General features: G+C 57.3%; 17 protein-coding genes. 1 reads left to right on the top strand and 16 read right to left on the bottom strand.

Annotation, left to right across the window (positions count from 1 at the left end):
- From GS630_RS15945 to trpS, 13 genes are all read right to left on the bottom strand, one after another.
- Positions 1-768, bottom strand: coding sequence for a TIGR02186 family protein (locus GS630_RS15945; RefSeq protein ID WP_171234930.1), 768 nt, complete (start codon positions 766-768; stop codon positions 1-3).
- 2 nt (positions 769-770) lie between these two features.
- On the bottom strand, positions 771-1691 hold the full coding sequence (locus GS630_RS15940) for a sulfite exporter TauE/SafE family protein (protein ID WP_171179188.1): 921 nt from the start codon (positions 1689-1691) through the stop codon (positions 771-773).
- A gap of 315 nt (positions 1692-2006) precedes the next feature.
- The gene (locus GS630_RS15935) at positions 2007-2975 is read right to left on the bottom strand and encodes an ABC transporter permease (RefSeq protein ID WP_171179190.1); all 969 of its coding nucleotides are present in this window, start codon (positions 2973-2975) and stop codon (positions 2007-2009) included.
- The gene (locus GS630_RS15930) at positions 2975-4069 is read right to left on the bottom strand and encodes an ABC transporter permease (protein WP_171179192.1); all 1095 of its coding nucleotides are present in this window, start codon (positions 4067-4069) and stop codon (positions 2975-2977) included. The genes GS630_RS15935 and GS630_RS15930 overlap by 1 nt, the downstream gene beginning before the upstream one ends.
- Position 4070: 1 nt before the next feature.
- Complete coding sequence (locus GS630_RS15925) at positions 4071-5600, bottom strand: ABC transporter ATP-binding protein (protein ID WP_171179194.1); 1530 nt, start codon at positions 5598-5600, stop codon at positions 4071-4073.
- 87 nt (positions 5601-5687) lie between these two features.
- Positions 5688-6686 (bottom strand): BMP family protein, encoded by a 999-nt coding sequence (locus tag GS630_RS15920; protein WP_171234928.1) that lies wholly within the window; start codon positions 6684-6686, stop codon positions 5688-5690.
- A gap of 158 nt (positions 6687-6844) precedes the next feature.
- On the bottom strand, positions 6845-7243 hold the full coding sequence (locus GS630_RS15915) for a GNAT family N-acetyltransferase (protein ID WP_253740687.1): 399 nt from the start codon (positions 7241-7243) through the stop codon (positions 6845-6847).
- Between the two features lie 11 nt (positions 7244-7254).
- Positions 7255-7845: a tRNA (adenosine(37)-N6)-threonylcarbamoyltransferase complex dimerization subunit type 1 TsaB gene (tsaB, locus tag GS630_RS15910; protein ID WP_171179200.1), complete on the bottom strand. Its 591-nt coding sequence runs from the start codon at positions 7843-7845 to the stop codon at positions 7255-7257.
- Positions 7835-8398, bottom strand: coding sequence for a NifU family protein (locus GS630_RS15905; RefSeq protein WP_171179202.1), 564 nt, complete (start codon positions 8396-8398; stop codon positions 7835-7837). Before GS630_RS15905 ends, tsaB begins: the two co-directional genes overlap by 11 nt.
- A gap of 69 nt (positions 8399-8467) precedes the next feature.
- The gene (locus tag GS630_RS15900; RefSeq protein ID WP_171620952.1) at positions 8468-9061 is read right to left on the bottom strand and encodes a 2-hydroxychromene-2-carboxylate isomerase; all 594 of its coding nucleotides are present in this window, start codon (positions 9059-9061) and stop codon (positions 8468-8470) included.
- A gap of 9 nt (positions 9062-9070) precedes the next feature.
- Positions 9071-9526 carry a universal stress protein gene (locus tag GS630_RS15895; protein WP_171179206.1) on the bottom strand — a complete coding sequence of 152 codons (456 nt, stop codon included), beginning with the start codon at positions 9524-9526 and terminating at the stop codon, positions 9071-9073.
- A gap of 77 nt (positions 9527-9603) precedes the next feature.
- Positions 9604-10467, bottom strand: coding sequence for a branched-chain amino acid aminotransferase (locus GS630_RS15890; protein ID WP_171620951.1), 864 nt, complete (start codon positions 10465-10467; stop codon positions 9604-9606).
- A gap of 59 nt (positions 10468-10526) precedes the next feature.
- A complete protein-coding gene (gene trpS, locus GS630_RS15885; protein ID WP_171179210.1) occupies positions 10527-11555 on the bottom strand; it encodes a tryptophan--tRNA ligase in 1029 nt (342 codons plus the stop codon).
- Between the two features lie 86 nt (positions 11556-11641).
- Between trpS and GS630_RS15880 the strand changes: the two genes are divergently transcribed.
- Positions 11642-12328 (top strand): rhomboid family intramembrane serine protease, encoded by a 687-nt coding sequence (locus tag GS630_RS15880; protein ID WP_171620950.1) that lies wholly within the window; start codon positions 11642-11644, stop codon positions 12326-12328.
- Here the strand turns inward: GS630_RS15880 and murJ are convergent, their stop codons facing one another.
- From murJ to GS630_RS15865, 3 genes are read right to left on the bottom strand one after another with little or no spacing between them, the layout of a single operon-like run.
- Positions 12329-13870 carry a murein biosynthesis integral membrane protein MurJ gene (gene murJ, locus GS630_RS15875; RefSeq protein WP_171238486.1) on the bottom strand — a complete coding sequence of 514 codons (1542 nt, stop codon included), beginning with the start codon at positions 13868-13870 and terminating at the stop codon, positions 12329-12331.
- Positions 13867-16686, bottom strand: a complete 2820-nt coding sequence (locus GS630_RS15870; protein WP_171179214.1) for a [protein-PII] uridylyltransferase — start codon at positions 16684-16686, stop codon at positions 13867-13869. The genes murJ and GS630_RS15870 overlap by 4 nt, the downstream gene beginning before the upstream one ends.
- Positions 16646-17818 carry a penicillin-binding protein activator gene (locus GS630_RS15865; RefSeq protein ID WP_171179216.1) on the bottom strand — a complete coding sequence of 391 codons (1173 nt, stop codon included), beginning with the start codon at positions 17816-17818 and terminating at the stop codon, positions 16646-16648. The genes GS630_RS15870 and GS630_RS15865 overlap by 41 nt, the downstream gene beginning before the upstream one ends.
- Positions 17819-17839 lie beyond the last annotated feature (21 nt).

The following is a 17839-nucleotide window of genomic DNA, read 5'->3' as shown; positions in this document are numbered from 1 at the left end:
TTACTTTTCGCGCAGCAAACGGAAAGCTGTCGAGGCACCCCAGCCTGCCGCAATCGCAATAACCAGCGACATCAAGCCATACCAGACAGGTTGCTGGCGCGACATGTTGTACAGAAACCGTTCCAGGCCGACTTTGCGGACATCAATGGTTGTTTCGTAGTGCGAAACTACCTCTCCACCGCGCGTCAGGAAGATACGGGCGACATAGTCCCCCTCTGTCAGGTCTGCAGGCATGTCGATTGAGGTGCGGAACAGGGTTTGTTCGTCTACAGCCACCGTGTCTTCGCGGATGGAATACAGCTTTTCTTCCTCGCGGATGCGAACCACTGCATCTGCAAAATCCTGCGCTCCGCGGATATGCATTGCGGCACCAACAGAGCGGATCGCACGCTCGATCGATACACGATAGCGCAGGTCATCGGTGTCGCTCAGAATCTCGTTTAATGGTCCGCTGGTTGCGACAGCGTAGAAACTGGGCGCAAGATCGACGAGGACGCTGTCGGTGTTCACCCAAATCCCCAGCTTTCGATCCTTACGGCGCACGGTGACAGGTTCGGATGGGCCGGCGACAGCAACGATGACCTCGACCGGTGGGCCGGACGGAATCGGGGTTTCCCGTTTGATGGCCCCGAAAATGAGAATCTCGGAGCCGTCAAAGGTCGCCGTGATTGCAACGCGATCCTGGCTAAGACCCAGGACAACTTGTTCTTCCGCTGCGGACACCGGCAGGCAGAACAGACAAAATGCGGCAATAAGTGAACGCAGCATCTTCAGTGTCCTCCACCTGTTCCGAGCGAATAAAGCTCGGCAGGCTCCAGAAGCAGATCAAGCGCCAGCTTGCCGCAAACTGCCAGAACCAAAGCTGCCAGCAAAACGCGCAATTGTTCCGCTGGCATGCGCGCGCCAATAACAGTACCGATCTGCGCGCCGATCACACCGCCAACAAGCAGCAGTACTGCCAGAACGACGTCGACAGTGTAGTTGGTTGTGGCGTGAAGCATCGTGGTAAAGGCTGTCACGAAGATGATTTGAAACAGCGATGTGCCAACAACAACCTTTGTTGGCATACCCAGCAGATAAATCATGGCGGGCACCATGATAAAGCCACCGCCAACACCCATGATTGCAGACAAAATGCCGACGAAAAGCCCAACTAGAACGGGTGGAATGACCGAAATATAAAGGCCTGATGTGCGAAACCGCATCTTGAAGGGCAGGGCGTGGATCCAGCCCCGCTGACGGCGTTTGGCGGGGGCGGCCCCACCCATTTTGGCCTTGCGCAGGGCCCTTAGACTTTCCACGAACATCAGGCTACCGATGACGCCAAGGAAAACCACGTAACACAGCTTAACCAGCAGATCGACCTGACCCAGACTCTTGAGATAGTTGAAAACAACCACACCCAAAGCAGCGCCTATAAGACCTCCGATCAGCAACACAGTTCCCATCCTGAGGTCCACGGTTTTTCGTCGGAAATGCGCCAGTACACCGGAAAAGGACGATGCCACAATCTGATTGGCTTCGGTCGCAACAGCGACAGCTGGCGGAATGCCAATGAAGAACAGCAGCGGCGTCATAAGAAAGCCCCCACCGACCCCGAACATTCCGGACAAGACGCCAACCATTCCGCCCAAACCAAGCAGGAGGAATGCGTTCACCGATACTTCGGCTATGGGCAGGTAGATGTACATATTACCGTCACTTTGTATTTTGCGTTTCCGCGCTGCCGCATGCGGCCAAATGATAAGCCATTGATGCAGTCTGTTGCATGTAGATCATTGTCACATGCCTCCAGGCTCGATGAGCCAAAAGAAGTCTTCTGGATGCAAGGTTAGATCAATTCCGATCCTGCCGGCACCGCCCAACATAAATGAAGGGCTGACAGAATCTTTGGTTATGGACAGGTAGACTTGCATACCCCCTTAGAGCGGGTGCGGCATGCAAAATCAACTCTGCATGCCGCTCTGCAGCGAACAGGACCCAGAATTGTTCCTGAACTGGACTTATCAGCGTTCCTTTACATAGGGTTCGCCACCTGCACGCGGGGGCACAGCTTTGCCAACGAATCCAGCCAGAATCACAACTGTCAGGATATAGGGCAGGGCATCCATGACCTGCACCGGGATCACGATCCCGCCCAGATCGATGTTCTGGAACCGCAGTGCGATGGCTTGCAAAAGGCCAAACAACAGGCAAGCCCACATGGCGTGCCAAGGGCGCCATTTCGCAAAGATGAGCGCCGCCAGCGCGATGAACCCGCGACCGGCGGTCATTTCTTTGACGAACCCAGCTTGCAAGGCAGTGGCCAGATAGGCACCCGCGATACCGCACAAGACGCCGCAGATGGCCACCGCCGCGAAACGCAGGCCAACCACGGACACGCCTGCTGTATCCACCGCTGCCGGGTTTTCGCCCACTGCCCGCAAGCGTAGGCCGAACCGTGTGCGATAAAGGACCCACCACGTCGCTGGAACCATCAGAAATGCCACATAGACCAGAATCGAATGACCCGAGAGCAATTCGGAATAAACCGGACCAACAATCGGTACACTGCTGAGCGATTCTGCAAACGGGAAATTGATGGGCTCGAACCGTCCTCCGCCAAAAAGGGACGGTGTACGCCCACCTTGCTGAAACCAGCTTTGGGCGATTAAAACGGTCAGCCCAGAGGCGAGAAAGTTGATGGCCACACCCGAGATGAGCTGATTGCCTCGGAAGGTGATCGACGCCAACCCGTGCAGCCCGGACAGTAACAACGAGGATGCGATACCAGCAAGCAAACCCAGCCAGACAGATCCCGTGACGGCTGCTATAGCTGCGGAAAAGAACGCCGCCATCAACATTTTGCCTTCGAGGCCAATGTCAAAAATACCTGCACGTTCCGAAAAAAGACCAGCCAGACACGCAAGAAGCAGGGGCGTGGACAGGCGGATCGTCGAATCCAGTACCTGGATGAGGGTAACGAAGAATTCCATCACTCAGCTCTCTTCCGCATGCCAAGGAAAAGTTTCTCAAGCGGCATGCGTACCATGTTGTCCAGCGCACCGGTGAACAAAATGACCAAGGCTTGAATAACCACGATCAGTTCACGCGGGATTTGTGTCCAAAGCGCCAGCTCCGCGCCGCCCTGATAAAGAAACCCGAACAACAGCGCCGCCAGGAAAACCCCAAATGGGTGTGACCGGCCCATCAGCGCGACGGCGATACCGATAAAACCAGCGCCTTCGGTTGGGTTCAGCACCAGACGTTCAGCCTCACCCATGACGTTGTTGATGGCCATCATGCCTGCCAATCCACCCGAAATCAGCATCGCAATGATAGTGATCCGCACAGGCGAAATGCCGGCGTAAACAGCACCCGTTTCAGAATGACCATAGGCTCGAATCTCATAGCCCAGCCGTGTCCGCCAGATCAGTGCCCAGACTACAAAACAGGCCAGAACTGCCACAAAGAACGAGATGTTGGCAGGCGCCCCCCGGAACACAACATTGTCTGCTGTCGAGAACATCGACTGGAAGCTCGGCAAGTGCGTGGCTTCGGGGAAGCGCGCCGTTGCAGGGTCCTGTGACCCGGCCGGTTTCATGACATTCACCAGCATATAGTTCAGGACGGCGGCAGCGATGAAGTTGAACATGATCGTGGTGATCACGATATGGCTGCCACGCTTGGCTTGCAGATAGGCCGGTATTGCAGCCCAGGCAGCACCAAATAGGGCCGAAGCGGCGCAGGCAGCGAGCAAAGCAATGCTCCAGTGCGGCCACGGAATCGTAAGACAAATGATTGCGACACCAAGCCCGCCCAGCATGGCCTGACCCTCACCGCCGATATTGAACAGCCGGGCGTGAAAGGCGACGGCTACCGCAAGGCCGGTGAACATGAAGTTGGTCGCGTAATAGAGCGTGTAGCCCCAACCATAGGTCGACCCCAGCGCACCAGTTACCATTAGCTTCACAGCGTCAATCGGGTTCTCGCCGATGGCCAGAATCACAAGCGCCGACAGGATCGCGGCCAGAAGCAAACTGATCAGTGGGATCAGGATCACATCGGCCCATTTGGGCATTTTTTCCATGTTACGCGGCCTCCCCCGCAACACCGGCCATCAACAGGCCCAGTTCTTTTTCATCTGTTTCGTGAGGCAGGCGTTCGCCCATGATGTGACCATCAAACATCACCGCAATCCGGTCGGATAGCGAAAATATCTCTTCCAGTTCGACCGAAACCAGCAGGATTGCCTTGCCCTGATCGCGCAGCGCAACGATCTGCTTGTGAATGAACTCGATCGCGCCGATATCTACGCCGCGCGTTGGTTGTCCGACCAGCAGAAGGTCTGGGTTCCGCTCAATCTCGCGCGCGACGACAATTTTTTGTTGGTTGCCGCCTGAAAAACTTTTGGCAGCCAGCCATGCGTCGGGCGGCCGGACATCGAATTTCTCGATCTTGGCCTCGGTATCGGCACGCAGGGCGGCATTGTCCATAAAGATACCGCGTTTATAAGCAGGGTCGCGGTGATAGCCGAAGGCGACGTTCTCCCACGCGTGGAAGTCCATAATCAAACCTTCACGCTGCCGGTCTTCCGGCACGTGCGCGATATGCTGGGCGCGGCGGGCCTGACCGTCCGAACCTGCGCCACTCAGCGCCAGAGGCTGACCGTTCAGTCTGATCGTGCCCTGACCCGGGCGCATACCGCCCAGAACTTCAAGCAACTCTGATTGACCGTTGCCAGCCACCCCGGCGATGCCGACGATTTCACCAGCGCGCACTGTGAGGTCGATCCCCTTGACCCTTTCCACACCAGCCGAGTCGAAAACGCTCAGCTTTTCAATTTCCAGGATGGGTTTGCCGGGTTTCGCAGGGACCTTGTCGACCTGCAACAGAACCTTGCGGCCTACCATCAGCTCGGCCAGCTCTTCAGGGCTGGTTTCGGACGTTTTGACAGTCGCAGTCATCTGCCCGCGTCGCATAACCGACACGGTGTCAGTGTTTTCCATGATCTCGCGCAGTTTATGCGTGATCACGATGATCGTTTTCCCCTCGGCCCGCAGGCGGTCGAGAATGCGGAACAACTGATCTGCTTCAGCCGGAGTCAGCACGCCGGTTGGTTCGTCCAAAATCAGTATCTCGGCCTTGCGATACAGTGCTTTCAGGATCTCGACACGCTGTTGCATGCCCACGCCAATTTCATCGATGCGCTTGTCAGGATCAACGAACAGCTCGTATTCTTCTTCCAGCTCTTTCAGCTCTTTACGGGCTTTGGCCAAAGACGGGGCCAGCAACCCGCCATCTTCGGCACCCAGAACGATGTTCTCCAGAACGGTGAAGTTTTCCACCAGCTTGAAATGCTGGAACACCATCCCGATGCCCGAGGCGATGGCTGCCTGGCTGTCCGGGATATCAGTCTTGGTACCGTTGATCCAAATCTCACCTTTGTCGGCTTTGTAGAAGCCGAAAAGGATGCTCATCAACGTGGATTTGCCCGCACCGTTTTCTCCGATGATTCCATGGATCGTACCGGGGGCGACGCTGATGGAAATGTCTTTATTGGCCTGAACCGGCCCAAAGGCTTTGGAAATCCCTTTGAGCTCAATGGCGGGGACGGTCATGTCTTGTCCTCAATTGCCGAAGGGGCCGCACAGACGGCGCGGCAGAGTGGGAAGCGAGGCGGAGGAGACCCCCGCCCCGCATGTGTCTTAGAACTGCAGCGCGGGGCAGCTGTCGTTCTCGTAATAGCTGACAACGCTGATATCGCCGTTGATGATGCCTTTACGGGCTTCATCCACAGCGTCGCTCATACGAACCGAAACAAGCTCTTTGTTGTTTTCGTCCATAGCCACGCCAACACCGTCTTCGGCCAGACCCATGACGAACACACCAGTTTCGACCTTGTCGCCTGCTTTCATCGCTTCATAAACAGCAACGTCCACACGTTTCAGCATCGAGGTCAGAACTTTTCCGGGATGCAGGTGGTTCTGGTTGCTGTCCACGCCAATCGACAGAATGCCTTCGTCGGCTGCGGTCTGCAGAACGCCAACACCGGTTCCGCCCGCCGCGGCATAAATCACGTCAGCGCCTTGGCTGATTTGTGCTTTGGTCAGCTCGGACCCTTTTACCGGGTCGTTCCATGCAGCTGGGGTTGTTCCTGTCATGTTGGCAATGACGTTGATCTCGGGGTTAACGGCTTTGGCGCCCTGTGCATAGCCACACCCAAAGTGTCGGATAAGTGGAACATCCATACCACCGATGAAGCCAACCGTGCCGGACTCAGACGCCATGGCCGCCATCATTCCAACAAGGTACGAGCCCTCGTGTTCGGCAAAGCCGACCTGACGAAGGTTCGGTGCGTCCAGCCAGGTTACATCAACAACAACAAATTTGGTGTCAGGATAGTCAGGTGCGACCGTGCTGAGAGGGTCTGCCATGGCAAATCCCATGGTGATGATCGGGTTCGCGCCTGCTTCGGCAAAGCGGCGGAGGGCCTGCTCGCGCTGAGCTTCCGATTGCAATTCGATTTCGCGGTACTTGCCGCCGGTTTCGTTTGCCCAACGCTGTGCGCCGTTATGTGCCGCTTCGTTGAACGATTTGTCGAACTTGCCGCCCAGATCAAAGATCAGCGCCGGTTCGGCCAGAGCGGCACCCGCAGTCAGTGCAACCGCAGCGGCAGCACCCATCAAGGATTTCATCAGGGTCATTTCGGTCTCCCAGTTTTTATGTTGGCACAGGATTAGATTAGTCCCGTTTACCCACGTTTAGCGAGCATAACTGTTGTGATGGCGGGTATTAAGAGGGTTTGCAACCGTCGTGGTCAATTGATTCCTGACCAAATGGTCCAAAAAATGTCCCCTTGCCCTCAGGGCAGGCGGCATTCCATCACCAGAGCGTCGGCTTTTAGGCCCGTTTCGCGCGAATAATAGTTCGGTCGCATCCCGCAACGATGGTAACCACAACGTTTGTATAGCGCGATTGCAGGCTCATTATCCGCAGCCACATCCAGAAAGGCCCGGCTTGCATGCAACGCAGCGGCCCGTTTGTGCCAGTTGCGCATTGTTTGCAGTGCTAGGCCCTGTCGTTGCACCGTGGGGTGAGTCGCAATTGTCAGCAGTTCGGCCTCGCCCGCGATAACTTGATACAAGGCAAAACAGCGAGCGTCTCCAACATAGTGGGTAAAGGCGTTCTCCAGCAGGCTTTCAAATTCACTGGCGGACCAAGGGCGCGACTGCGTGAACGCAGCAACATGAGTCGATGCCATCTCGTCCGGCGTCATTCGTCCAACAAGACCGGTGACACATCACGCGAGGGCGCTGCGTCCGCAGGTCTGACGTATAGTGGCGCAGGTGGTTCGCTGACATCGTGCCACCGTTCAGCGGTCAGGCGGGCAATGGCCTGGACCTGTTTCTCTGGGTCCTGGCAGGAAAACAAAGGCCCAAGCGCCTCGGCCTCGCTCTTTGGCATCAGGCTTGGTTTGCTGCCGGGGACTTGAACATAAACCTGATCGCGCGGCGCAGCGATACAGGGGAGTTGGTTTGCATCGCTCAGTTTCGTCAAAGCATCAAACCCTGAAACGCCGACGACCGGAGCATCAAGACCCAGGGCAAGCCCACGCGCGGCAGAGACCGAGATTCGAATGCCGGTGAAATTGCCGGGGCCGATCCCTACACCGATGGCGTCAAGATCGGACCATGTGCACCCAGCCTGGGCAAGTAGCTCTTCAAGCAAAGGCATTAGGCGTTCGGCTTGCCCGCGTGACATTGCTTCGGCCCGAGAGGCAACGATTTCACCGCCACGCAGCAAAGCGGCCGCGCAATGCGCGGCCGATGTATCAAATGCCAGAATCGTCGGGTCAGACGGCAACAGGACGGACCTCGGTCACTTCGGGGATGTAGTGACGCAGCAGGTTTTCGATACCCATCTTCAACGTCAGCGTCGAAGACGGGCAGCCTGCGCAGGCACCTTGCATGTGCAGGTAAACGATACCGCGATCAAAGCCGTGGAAAGTAATGTCACCACCGTCCTGAGCCACTGCCGGACGCACGCGGCTGTCCAGCAGGTCTTTGATCTGATTGACGATTTCAGCGTCTTCGCCAGTGTGTTCTGCATGACCAGATGCAGCAGTCGCATCCGCGCCCATCACAGGTTGGCCCGATTGGTAATGTTCCATCACCGCACCCAGAATGGCGGGTTTGATGTGATCCCATTGAATGTCGTCAGACTTGGTTACAGTAACAAAATCGTTACCGAAGAACACACCCGTTACGCCGTTGACGGCAAAGATGCGTTTGGCCAAAGGGGATTTCTCGCCCGCTTCCGCTGTTGGGAAGTCCGCAGTTCCAGCCTCAAGCACCGTTTGGCCGGGCAGAAATTTCAACGTGGCCGGGTTTGGGGTGGATTCGGTCTGGATGAACATGAGGCAGCTCCGTCTGATGTGCCTCTGATATGCGCGCAGGGGCGCGGGAAGTCAAGATTTGGAACGGTTCTAAATTGAGGCCGCATGATCCAAAGCCGCGTCCAGACGATCGTCGCCCCAGTACAACTCGTCTCCGACTAAAAAACTGGGTGCTCCGAACAGGTCAAGCTCTTCGGCGCGGGTGGATTGCGCAAAAAGGGCCGCCTTGACGTCGGGGTCCTGCGCACGACTCAGTATGGCAGATGGCAGGTCGGCCGTTTTCAGACAATCCTTCAGTATGTTTGGGTCCGAGATATTGCGGCCGGCCCCAAATTCGGCAGTATAGACCGCCTTGACAAATTCAGCCCTCTTCGCGTGATCCTCAATGGCAAGCGTCAGGCGCGCTGCAGCCACAGAATTCTGCGGAAAGGGATCGGGTTGCACTAACGGCAATTGCCGTGCAGCACAGAGGCGTTCCATGTCGCGCCACATATAACGCCCCTTTGCCGGGTAGAGGTTGAAAGGAGAGGTCCGCCAGCCCTGATCGGCAAAAATCGGGCCCAGCAGAAAAGGGTGCCATTCAATCGAAACGCCCTTGGCTTGCGCCGCGGTTTCGATCCGCATTGCGCTGAGATAGGAATAGGTTGAGGCGAATTCGAACCAGAACTGTATCGTTTTCGCCATCTCTGAACCTCAGGTGATCTCTTCCAGTTTTTCTTTGCTCAGATCGCCTGGGACAATAGTGATCGGAAGCGGCATGCTGCCCGAATTCTTCGTCAACTGTGTCACCAGCGGACCGGGGCCCTTCTTGTCGGTGCCTGCGCCAAGCACAAGCACGCCGATTTCGGGGTCTGATTGGACATGTTCAATGATTTCCGACACCGGATCGCCTTCGCGAATGGCCAACTCAGGTTCGATGTTTTGTTTGTCACGCATCCATTTTGCGAAGACCTCGAAATGTGCATGGATACGTTCGCGCGCTTCCTCACGCATGGTTTCGGCAACACCGATCCAGTGATTGAATTCGTCCGGTGGGATCACCGACAGGATCGTCACTCCGCCGCCGGTATGTGCAGCCCGCATTGCGGCGAATCGCATCGCATTCAAGCATTCGCTGCTGTCATCCAGAACAACTAGAAACTTACGCATGGGTGTCCTCTTCAAGTTTCAGGGATCATGCCCCAGAGGTTGCGCGCTGGCAACTTGGAGACGTCCGCAACGCTGAGCTAGCGTTGGCTTGCAGCCCAATCCCAGTAAAGTCCACGAGCGCGACGGGCAATAGGGCCAACCTGAAATTGTGTATCGTCCAGAGCGGTAACCGGCGTGACCTTATTCATATTGCCGGACATGAACACTTCGTCCGCCTCGTGAAAATCCTCAAAGCTCAGAACAGCCTCGTGAACCGTCACACCATCCTCGCGCAGATTCTTGATGTGCCGCGCCCGCGTGATCCCCGCCAGAAATGTGCCATTCGGGGCGGGCGTAAACACTTCGCCATCTCTGACCATGAATATGTTGGCCGTAGCGGTTTCGGCCACGTTCCCCATCGCATCAGCAACCAGAGCGTTCGAGAACCCTTTGGATCGTGCCTCTTGCAGCATGCGTGCGTTGTTGGGGTACAGGCAACCGGCCTTGGCATTTACGACCGCACTTTCCAGCACAGGACGGCGGAAGCGTGTCGTTGTCAGTGTGACCGAGGCGGTCTCTGGTGCCATTGGTATCTCTTCCAGGCAAATGGCAAAACCGGTGCTGTTTTCCTGAGGGACGATCGCGGTTTGGTCCCCGTCGATCCCCCAGTACATTGGGCGGATATAGACAGCTGTGTCCGGGCCGTAAGCCTGCAATCCTTCGTGTACCAGTTCGACCATCTGTTCGGCTGTGAGGGTCGGGGTCAGCATCAAGGCCTCGGCGGACCGGTTCACCCGTGCGCAATGCGCATGCAAGTCGGGCGCAAGGCCGTCAAAATACCGTGCGCCGTCAAAGACGGACGAACCCAGCCAGGCACCGTGATCGGCTGCGCGCATGATGGGCGCATCGCCCTCGTGCCATTGCCCTTCAAAATAGGTCCGGATGTTCTTGCCGGTTGCCATGACGCCCTCCTGTTATTCAGGCAAACCCTAGGAGCGCGTCAGGCGAAGGTCCAGCCCAATCAGCGCGTTCCTGATCCAACCATACCCACGATTTTGTAGGTCTTTTGCAGGATCGGAGCTGCGATCTCACGCGCGCGTTCGGCCCCACGGGCCAGAATCCGGTCAATCTCGGCCTGATCTGCCATCAAACGAGACATTTCGGTCGAAATCGGCGCCAGTTTCGCCACCGCCAGATCGGCCAGCATCGGTTTGAAGTCACCAAACTGCTTGCCACCTACATCTGCCAGAACCCGTTCCACGCTTTGGTCGTTCAGGGCCGCGTAAATATTGACCAGATTGCGTGCTTCGGGGCGATCCCCCAGCCCGTCAACATCCGACGGCAGCGCGTCCGGGTCGGTCTTGGCCTTGCGGATTTTCTTGGCAATCGCGTCAGCATCGTCGGTCAGGTTGATCCGGCTCATGTCCGACGGATCGGATTTTGACATTTTCTTGGACCCGTCCCGCAAGCTCATGACGCGGGTGGCCGCGCCTTCGATTACCGGCTCGGTAACGGGAAAGAAATCGACGCCAAAGTCGTTGTTGAATTTAATCGCAATATCACGGGTCAACTCAAGGTGCTGTTTCTGATCCTCACCGACCGGCACATGGGTCGCGTGATAGATCAGAATGTCAGCCGCCATCAGCGACGGGTAGGCAAAAAGCCCCAGCGAAGCGTTCTGCTGGTTCTTGCCTGCCTTGTCCTTCCACTGGGTCATCCGTTGCATCCACCCCATCCGGGCAACGCAGTTAAAGATCCAGCCCAGTTGCGCATGTTCGGGCACCTGGCTTTGGTTGAACAGGATCGACTGTTCAGGGTCGATGCCCGCCGCGATAAAACCTGCGCACAGTTCACGGGTGTTGTGGGACAGCGCTGCGGGGTCCTGCCATGTGGTGATCGCGTGCAGATCGACCATGCAATAGATGGTTTCGAAATCTGCACCCTGCATATCCACAAAGCGCTTCATCGCGCCCAGATAGTTGCCCAGGGTCAGTCCGCCAGAAGGCTGGATGCCGGAAAACACGCGCGGCGTGAACTGGGTCTCGGTCATCGAAGGGAACTCCCGTCTGGAAAAATCAGCCCCCGTCGCTTACCCATGAGGCACAGGGACGTCAACCGCCGCGAAAGGCCCGCCCAATGAGCAGTGAGCATTACACACCCGCCGTGAACCCTTTGCCGCCTGTTGTTGTGGCCTTGGTCCTGTTCATCATCGGGATCGAACTGGCCTTCACCTTGGGGTCGCGCGGCCTGATCGGAGGGCCCGAAGCGGTGGGCTGGCGATTGGATGCCATACAAAATTATGCTTTCTCGGCGGACATTTTCGACTGGATGGTGCTGAACGGGCGCTGGCCATTTGAGCATGTGATCCGGTTCGTGACCTACCCGTTTGTCTCAGCCAATTTCACGCAGGCGGTATTTGTCTGCGTCTTTGTTCTGGCCATGGGCAAGATGGTCGGCGAAGTGTTTGGCGGCTTCCCCATGCTGCTGATCTTTGTCGTCTCTGGTATCGGGGGCGCGTTGGCCTATGCCGTTCTGTTGGATCCCCGCTATCCTCTGATCGGAGGGTTTCCACCAGTTTACGGCCTGATCGGCGCATTTACCTGGTTGTTGTGGCGCAAACTATCCTTGGTTGGCGCAAATCAGGCGCGGGCTTTTCAACTCATTGCCGTCCTGATGGGCATTCAATTCCTGTTTGGTCTGATCTTCGGCGGCAACTGGGAGTGGGTCGCCGATCTGGGCGGGTTTGCCACCGGTTTCGGAGTATCTTTCCTTGTCGCACCCGGCGCCTGGGATCGTATCGTTGGGCGCATACGCCGCGACTGATCAGGATCGACGCAGGGCGCGTTTGAACTCGGACAGTTTGAATGCGCCCAAGAGGTGGCCCAGACTGAAATAAGAGGCCGCTGCGACACAAATCAGGACAAGCAGCGCCAGATAGCGCCAACCGGGAACGCCCAGCGTCCACCCAAACGCCTGAAGCGCCATGTACAAAACCGCGCCCATTCCGATAGAGGCAAGCACGATCCGGCCCGCGCGCTGTTTGAACCGGTCATCGAACCGGGCTTCGTCTCCCATGTTGCGCGCCCCGATGGCCAACAAAACGACCATGGCCCAACCCGCTGTGGAGGCGGCAATGGCGGGTGCGATCCAGCCCACAAACGGGAAGAGGCCAAACGCCAAAGCCGCATTCACGATCATTGCCACAACAGCATAGTGAAACGGAGAACGCGTATTCTCGCGCGCGAAATACAATGGCTGCAACAGTTTTTGCAGCATGAATGCAGGTAGTCCGATGCCATAGATGGCAACGGCCAACGCTGTGGCTGTGGTATCCTCGGTGGTGAATTGCCCCCGCTCGAATAGGACTGAGACCAGCGGGTTCGGGATGACCAGAAACGCCACCGTCGAAGGCAGGGTCAGCAGCAGCATGAACTCTCCGGCACGGGAAAACGCGTTGCGCGCGCCTTCTTTGTCTTCGGCGCGCAGACGGCGCGACAGGTCGGGCAGCAGAACAATACCGATGGCGATACCGACCACGCCGAGTGGCAGTTGATAAAGCCGATCTGCCGCAAACAACCAGCTCACGGCCTTTTCTGTTTTCGACGCCACCAATTGCCCTACAACCAGATTGACCTGCGTGACCCCCATCGCCAGAGCTGCGGGGACCGCGATGCGGACCATACGGCGCATCTCGGGCGTCAGTTTAGGCAGACCGGGCCGGATACGAATGCCGGCACGTTCGGTTGCGACCCAAACCAGCGCCAATTGAGCGACGCCCGCAACCGGAATCACTGAGATCAGCCACCGAATGACCTCGCCGCCTGATAGGGCTCCGGCGATCAGCGCCGTGCAGGCAAAGATGTTCAACAAAACTGGTGCGGCAGCTGCGGCCGCGAACCGCCCCGTTGCGTTCAGGACGCCAGAAAAGAGCGCGGCCAGAGACATGAACAGGATGTAAGGAAAGACAACATACCCATAATCCACCGCCAAATCGAACCGTTCGTCGCCATAGAAACCTTCGGCTGTCAGCCAAACCAGACCGGGCATGAAAATCAGCGCAAGTCCGACCAGTGCCAGAACGGCAAGCGCCAAAAGATTGAACGCATCCTGCGCAAAGCCCTGCGGATTCTCGTCCGCTTCCAGCCGCTTCGAGAACATGGGCACAAAGGCCGCGTTAAAGGCACCTTCGGCAAAAAAGCGGCGGAACATGTTCGGCAGGCGGAAGGCTGCAACAAACGCGTCCATAACCGGCCCAGGGCCAATGAGGGCGGTCAGCAGAATTTCCCGCAAAAACCCCAGTATGCGGCTGGCGAGTGTCCAGAAGCCAACTGTGAAAAAGCCCGAAATCAACCGGATTTGCTTCATGAGGCCGCACGCTCAGCGCCTTCGGTGATCGCCTTGCGCAGCTTAGCCTCCAGCCCGCGTTGCTTGCTCTCCGAATGGTATTTCAGTCCGAACATGTCCTTGACATAAAAGGCGTCAACCACCTGTTCTCCATACGTCGCGATCACGGCGTTTGCGATATAGACATTCGCCGCCGCCAGCGTCCGGGTCAGGTCATACAGCAAGCCGGGGCGGTCGCGCGTATCAACTTCGATGATCGTGTAGATTTCGGACCCATCATTGTCGAAAGTGATATGGGTCGGCACGTTAAAAGCCCGTTCACGTTTCTTGATCTTGTCGCGTGATTTCAGGGCTTCCTTGGCAACCACTTCCCCGCGCAGCGTCTTGTGGATCATCTGTGTCAGACGGGGCAGGCGCGCGGCTTCGAAGGGGCGTCCTTCGGCGTCCTGAATCCAGAACGCGTCTGTGACGTATCCGTCCTTGGTTGTGTAACTGCGGGCATCCACGACGTTTGCGCCGACAAGAGCCAGAGCCCCGGCAATACGTGCAAAGATGCCAGGGTGATCGCCCATCGCAAAACAGGCTCGCGTTGCGTCACGATCTTCGTCTGGTTCAAGCCTGATTTCCATCGCGCCCGGATCGCCGCCGTGTTCCAGTGCGCGCAGCATCTCAGCGAATTCGACATGCGTCGCCAAGTTGAGACCCTGCCAATAGGGATCATAGTGGCGCGCTGTTTCCGTTTTTAGGTCCGCCTTGGTCCATCCCGCCAGTTCCGCACGTAGGGCTTTCTTTGCCTCAGCCCCGCGATTGGCGCGGTTGAGATCTTCCATACCGGTTTCCAGCGCGCGCTTGGTTTCCGCATGAAGGGCGCGTAGCAATGTGGCTTTCCAATTGTTCCAAGTGTTGGGGCCCACGCCGCGGATGTCGCAAACGGTGAGAACCGTCAGCAGGTCCAGCCGTTTGACCGTCTGAACAGCCTTGGCAAAGTCCCGAACGGTTCGTGGGTCTGAAATGTCGCGTTTTTGCGCCATGTCTGACATCAGCAGGTGATACCGCACCAGCCACTCAACGGTTTCGGATTCCGATTTGCTCAGCCCCAGCCGCGGGGCCACCTTGCGTGCGATCTGCGCGCCCAGAATCGAGTGATCCTCGGGGCGACCTTTGGCGATGTCATGCAACAGCAACGCGACGTACAACACCTTTCGGTTGACACCACGTTTAAGGATCGAAGAGGCAAGAGGCAGGGATTCCACCAGTTCTTCGCGTTCGATCTGGGCCAGATTGACGATGCACTGGATGGTATGCTCGTCCACCGTATAACTGTGATACATGTTGAACTGCATCATCGCTACGATGTGTTCGAACTCGGGCAAGAAGGCTGATAGGACGCCCAGTTCGTTCATCCGGCGCAAGGCACGTTCCGGGTTGCCATGTTTCAGCATCAGATCCAGAAAAATGCGTTTGGCTTCTTTGTCGTTGCGCATTTCATCGTCGATCAGATGCAGGTTGGCGCTAACCAGCCGCATCGCGTCGGGATGGATCAACATGCCGGTGCGCAGCCCTTCTTCGAACAGACGCAGTAGGTTTACCTTGTCCAGCAGGAATGTTTCCGGGTCCGCCACGTCCAGACGTCCGTGGATCACTTTGTACCCGGCCTTTACTCTTGGGCTTCTGCGGAAAATACGCTCAAGCAACGGTGCGCTTTTCATGTGGAGCGCTTCGAGCTTGGTCAGGAAAATCCGAGTCAGTTCGCCCACACGGGTGGCCTCGCGGAAATAGCGCTGCATGAACACCTCGACTGCGCGGCGACCGGCGCGGTCTTCATAGCCCATGCGTGCGGCCACCTCGACCTGCATGTCGAAAGTCAGCTGTTCGGTGGCGCGGCCCGTCACCAAATGCAGATGAGACCGGACGGCCCACAGGAACTCTTCGGCCTGAACAAAGGTCTCAAACTCTTCTGGGGTGAACAGACCTAATGGAACCAATTCGGCCACGTCCTGCACGCCATAGACATATTTTGCGATCCAATAGAGCGATTGAAGGTCACGCAAACCGCCTTTGCCTTCTTTCACATTCGGTTCGACCATGTAGCGCTCACCTTGTTTCAGGTGCCGCTCGTCCCGTTCCTTCAGCTTGGCTTCGATGAATTCACGTTCGGTCCCTTTGAACAACTCGTTTTTCAGGCGTTGATCCAAATCGTCCGCCAGCGCCTTGTCGCCTGCCAGATAGCGTTGTTCCAACATGGCGGTGCGGATCGTGAAATCCTCGGAGCCCAGCCGCAAGCAGTCTTTGATCGTACGCGACGAATGCCCGACCTTTAGCCGCAGGTCCCACAAAATGTATAGCATCGATTCAATGACGCTTTCGGCCCAGGCTGTGATTTTATAGGGGGTCAGGAACAGCAGGTCGACATCCGACGATGGCGCCATTTCCCCACGCCCGTAACCGCCGACCGCCAGAACCGCGATCTTTTCACCTTGGGTGGGTGTCGCAAGCGGATGCAGGCGTGTGCTGGACACCTGCATTGCCGTTCCGACCAACTGATCCGTCAGATAGGTGTAGGACCGTGTCAGTGCGCGGGCCTCGAAAGGCTGTTTGCCAAAGGCTTCGGCAATCGCCGCGCGCCCGGCTTTTTGCGCATCGCGCAGGATACGCACCGTTTCGGCCCGTACTTTGCTGTTGTCTGTGCATGATTCAAACGCCAGCGCCAGCGCGTCGTTGACGTTGGCACTGTCGAAGATGTCTTCGGCGGGGCAGATTAATGAGCTCTTAGGCAAAGGGCTGACGCCCGGCTGATCAGAAGCCGGCGCCAGAGAAGCTTTGTGGGGCAGGGTCAATAACAACCACCTGTTTGTTCTGGATCGTGGCGACCGCCAGGCCGCGTTCGTTGGTGCCGTTCGGACGCAGACGGAAGATGCCGCCGACGCCCTGGAAGCCGGCGTTCTGAGTCAGGGCCGCAGAGGTCAGAGCGTCGGATTTGCCTTGGCTGACCAGAGCCCCGATGGCAGCAATACCATCATAGGCCAAACCGCTGATCGGGTGGGGCGCTTCGCCATATGTCGCGTTGTAACGTTGGCGATATGCCTGTGCCTTGGACGGATCGGGCAGCGCAAACCAGCCGCCTTGTACACCCGGCAGTTCCAATGTTTGCGGAGGAATATCCCAGCGTGTCAGACCGATGAATTGCGTCGTGGCCTGAGAAACTCCGGCCTCGGGCAACAATTGCGAGAACAATGGCAGGGCACCCGCCGTCGTAGCAGTTAGGAAAATCGAATCGGCTCCGGTCGAATCAACTGTTGCTTTGATTGTGGGCACCGAGTTGATAACGCCCTGCTGCGAGCGGTCGTAGCCAACAGTGCCGGCGTTGTTGACCGGGCTGCTGGCCAGCGCGTTGGCAATCGCAGCTTGGCCCAATTGGCCTGCGGCGTCGTTGCTGTGCACGATCACCGTGTTGACCTTGCCCTGACTGCCCGCAAAGCTCGCCAGCCGGTTGGCCGTATTGTCGAATGTTGGGCCCAGGACAAAGACGTTGCCGCCTGCGATGCTGGTGTTGTTCGAAAACGAAAGAACGTTGACGTTGTTACTCAACACCGCCAACCCGGCGGCATTTGCGGCCTGCGCATAGACCGGGCCGATAATGATCTTGGCACCATCCGCAACGGCTTGCTGGGCCACGGCCGTTGCCGTGTTCGGGTTTCCGGCAGTGTCGTAAACGCGCAGGTCAATTGTCACATTGGGCAGATCAGACATTGCCAGACGCGCGGCATTTTCCAGACTTTGCGCCAATGCCGCATCGCCTGACTGGCCAGACCCGCTGGGGACAAGCAGGGCCACCGGAACCGGAGCAGAAGTATTGATCGAAGGTCCACCCCCAAGGCCGCCGGGTTCACAGGCGGCCAGAAACGCCGCGGTTGTCAGGGCAGCGGCGGCTTTCGCCAACTTGCTAACGGGCTTGCAAACGGTGAACATCTAAATGAAAACTCCCTGATC

Origin of the sequence: Ruegeria sp. HKCCD7303, from assembly GCF_013111185.1 — a bacterium.
Classification (GTDB): Bacteria; Pseudomonadota; Alphaproteobacteria; order Rhodobacterales; family Rhodobacteraceae; genus Ruegeria.
This window is presented reverse-complemented; position numbering and strand designations above follow the sequence as displayed.

Bases quoted from the DNA above. Each gene is read 5' to 3' on its own strand.
- GS630_RS15945 (WP_171234930.1), bottom strand. From the start codon at position 768: ATGCTGCGTTCACTTATTGCCGCATTTTGTCTGTTCTGCCTGCCGGTG.
- GS630_RS15940 (WP_171179188.1), bottom strand. From the start codon at position 1,691: ATGTACATCTACCTGCCCATAGCCGAAGTATCGGTGAACGCATTCCTC.
- GS630_RS15935 (WP_171179190.1), bottom strand. From the start codon at position 2,975: ATGGAATTCTTCGTTACCCTCATCCAGGTACTGGATTCGACGATCCGC.
- GS630_RS15930 (WP_171179192.1), bottom strand. From the start codon at position 4,069: ATGGAAAAAATGCCCAAATGGGCCGATGTGATCCTGATCCCACTGATC.
- GS630_RS15925 (WP_171179194.1), bottom strand. From the start codon at position 5,600: ATGACCGTCCCCGCCATTGAGCTCAAAGGGATTTCCAAAGCCTTTGGG.
- GS630_RS15920 (WP_171234928.1), bottom strand. From the start codon at position 6,686: ATGACCCTGATGAAATCCTTGATGGGTGCTGCCGCTGCGGTTGCACTG.
- GS630_RS15915 (WP_253740687.1), bottom strand. From the start codon at position 7,243: ATGGCATCGACTCATGTTGCTGCGTTCACGCAGTCGCGCCCTTGGTCC.
- GS630_RS15905 (WP_171179202.1), bottom strand. From the start codon at position 8,398: ATGTTCATCCAGACCGAATCCACCCCAAACCCGGCCACGTTGAAATTT.
- GS630_RS15900 (WP_171620952.1), bottom strand. From the start codon at position 9,061: ATGGCGAAAACGATACAGTTCTGGTTCGAATTCGCCTCAACCTATTCC.
- GS630_RS15895 (WP_171179206.1), bottom strand. From the start codon at position 9,526: ATGCGTAAGTTTCTAGTTGTTCTGGATGACAGCAGCGAATGCTTGAAT.
- GS630_RS15890 (WP_171620951.1), bottom strand. From the start codon at position 10,467: ATGGCAACCGGCAAGAACATCCGGACCTATTTTGAAGGGCAATGGCAC.
- trpS (WP_171179210.1), bottom strand. From the start codon at position 11,555: ATGACCGAGACCCAGTTCACGCCGCGCGTGTTTTCCGGCATCCAGCCT.
- GS630_RS15880 (WP_171620950.1), top strand. From the start codon at position 11,642: ATGAGCAGTGAGCATTACACACCCGCCGTGAACCCTTTGCCGCCTGTT.
- murJ (WP_171238486.1), bottom strand. From the start codon at position 13,870: ATGAAGCAAATCCGGTTGATTTCGGGCTTTTTCACAGTTGGCTTCTGG.
- GS630_RS15865 (WP_171179216.1), bottom strand. From the start codon at position 17,818: ATGTTCACCGTTTGCAAGCCCGTTAGCAAGTTGGCGAAAGCCGCCGCT.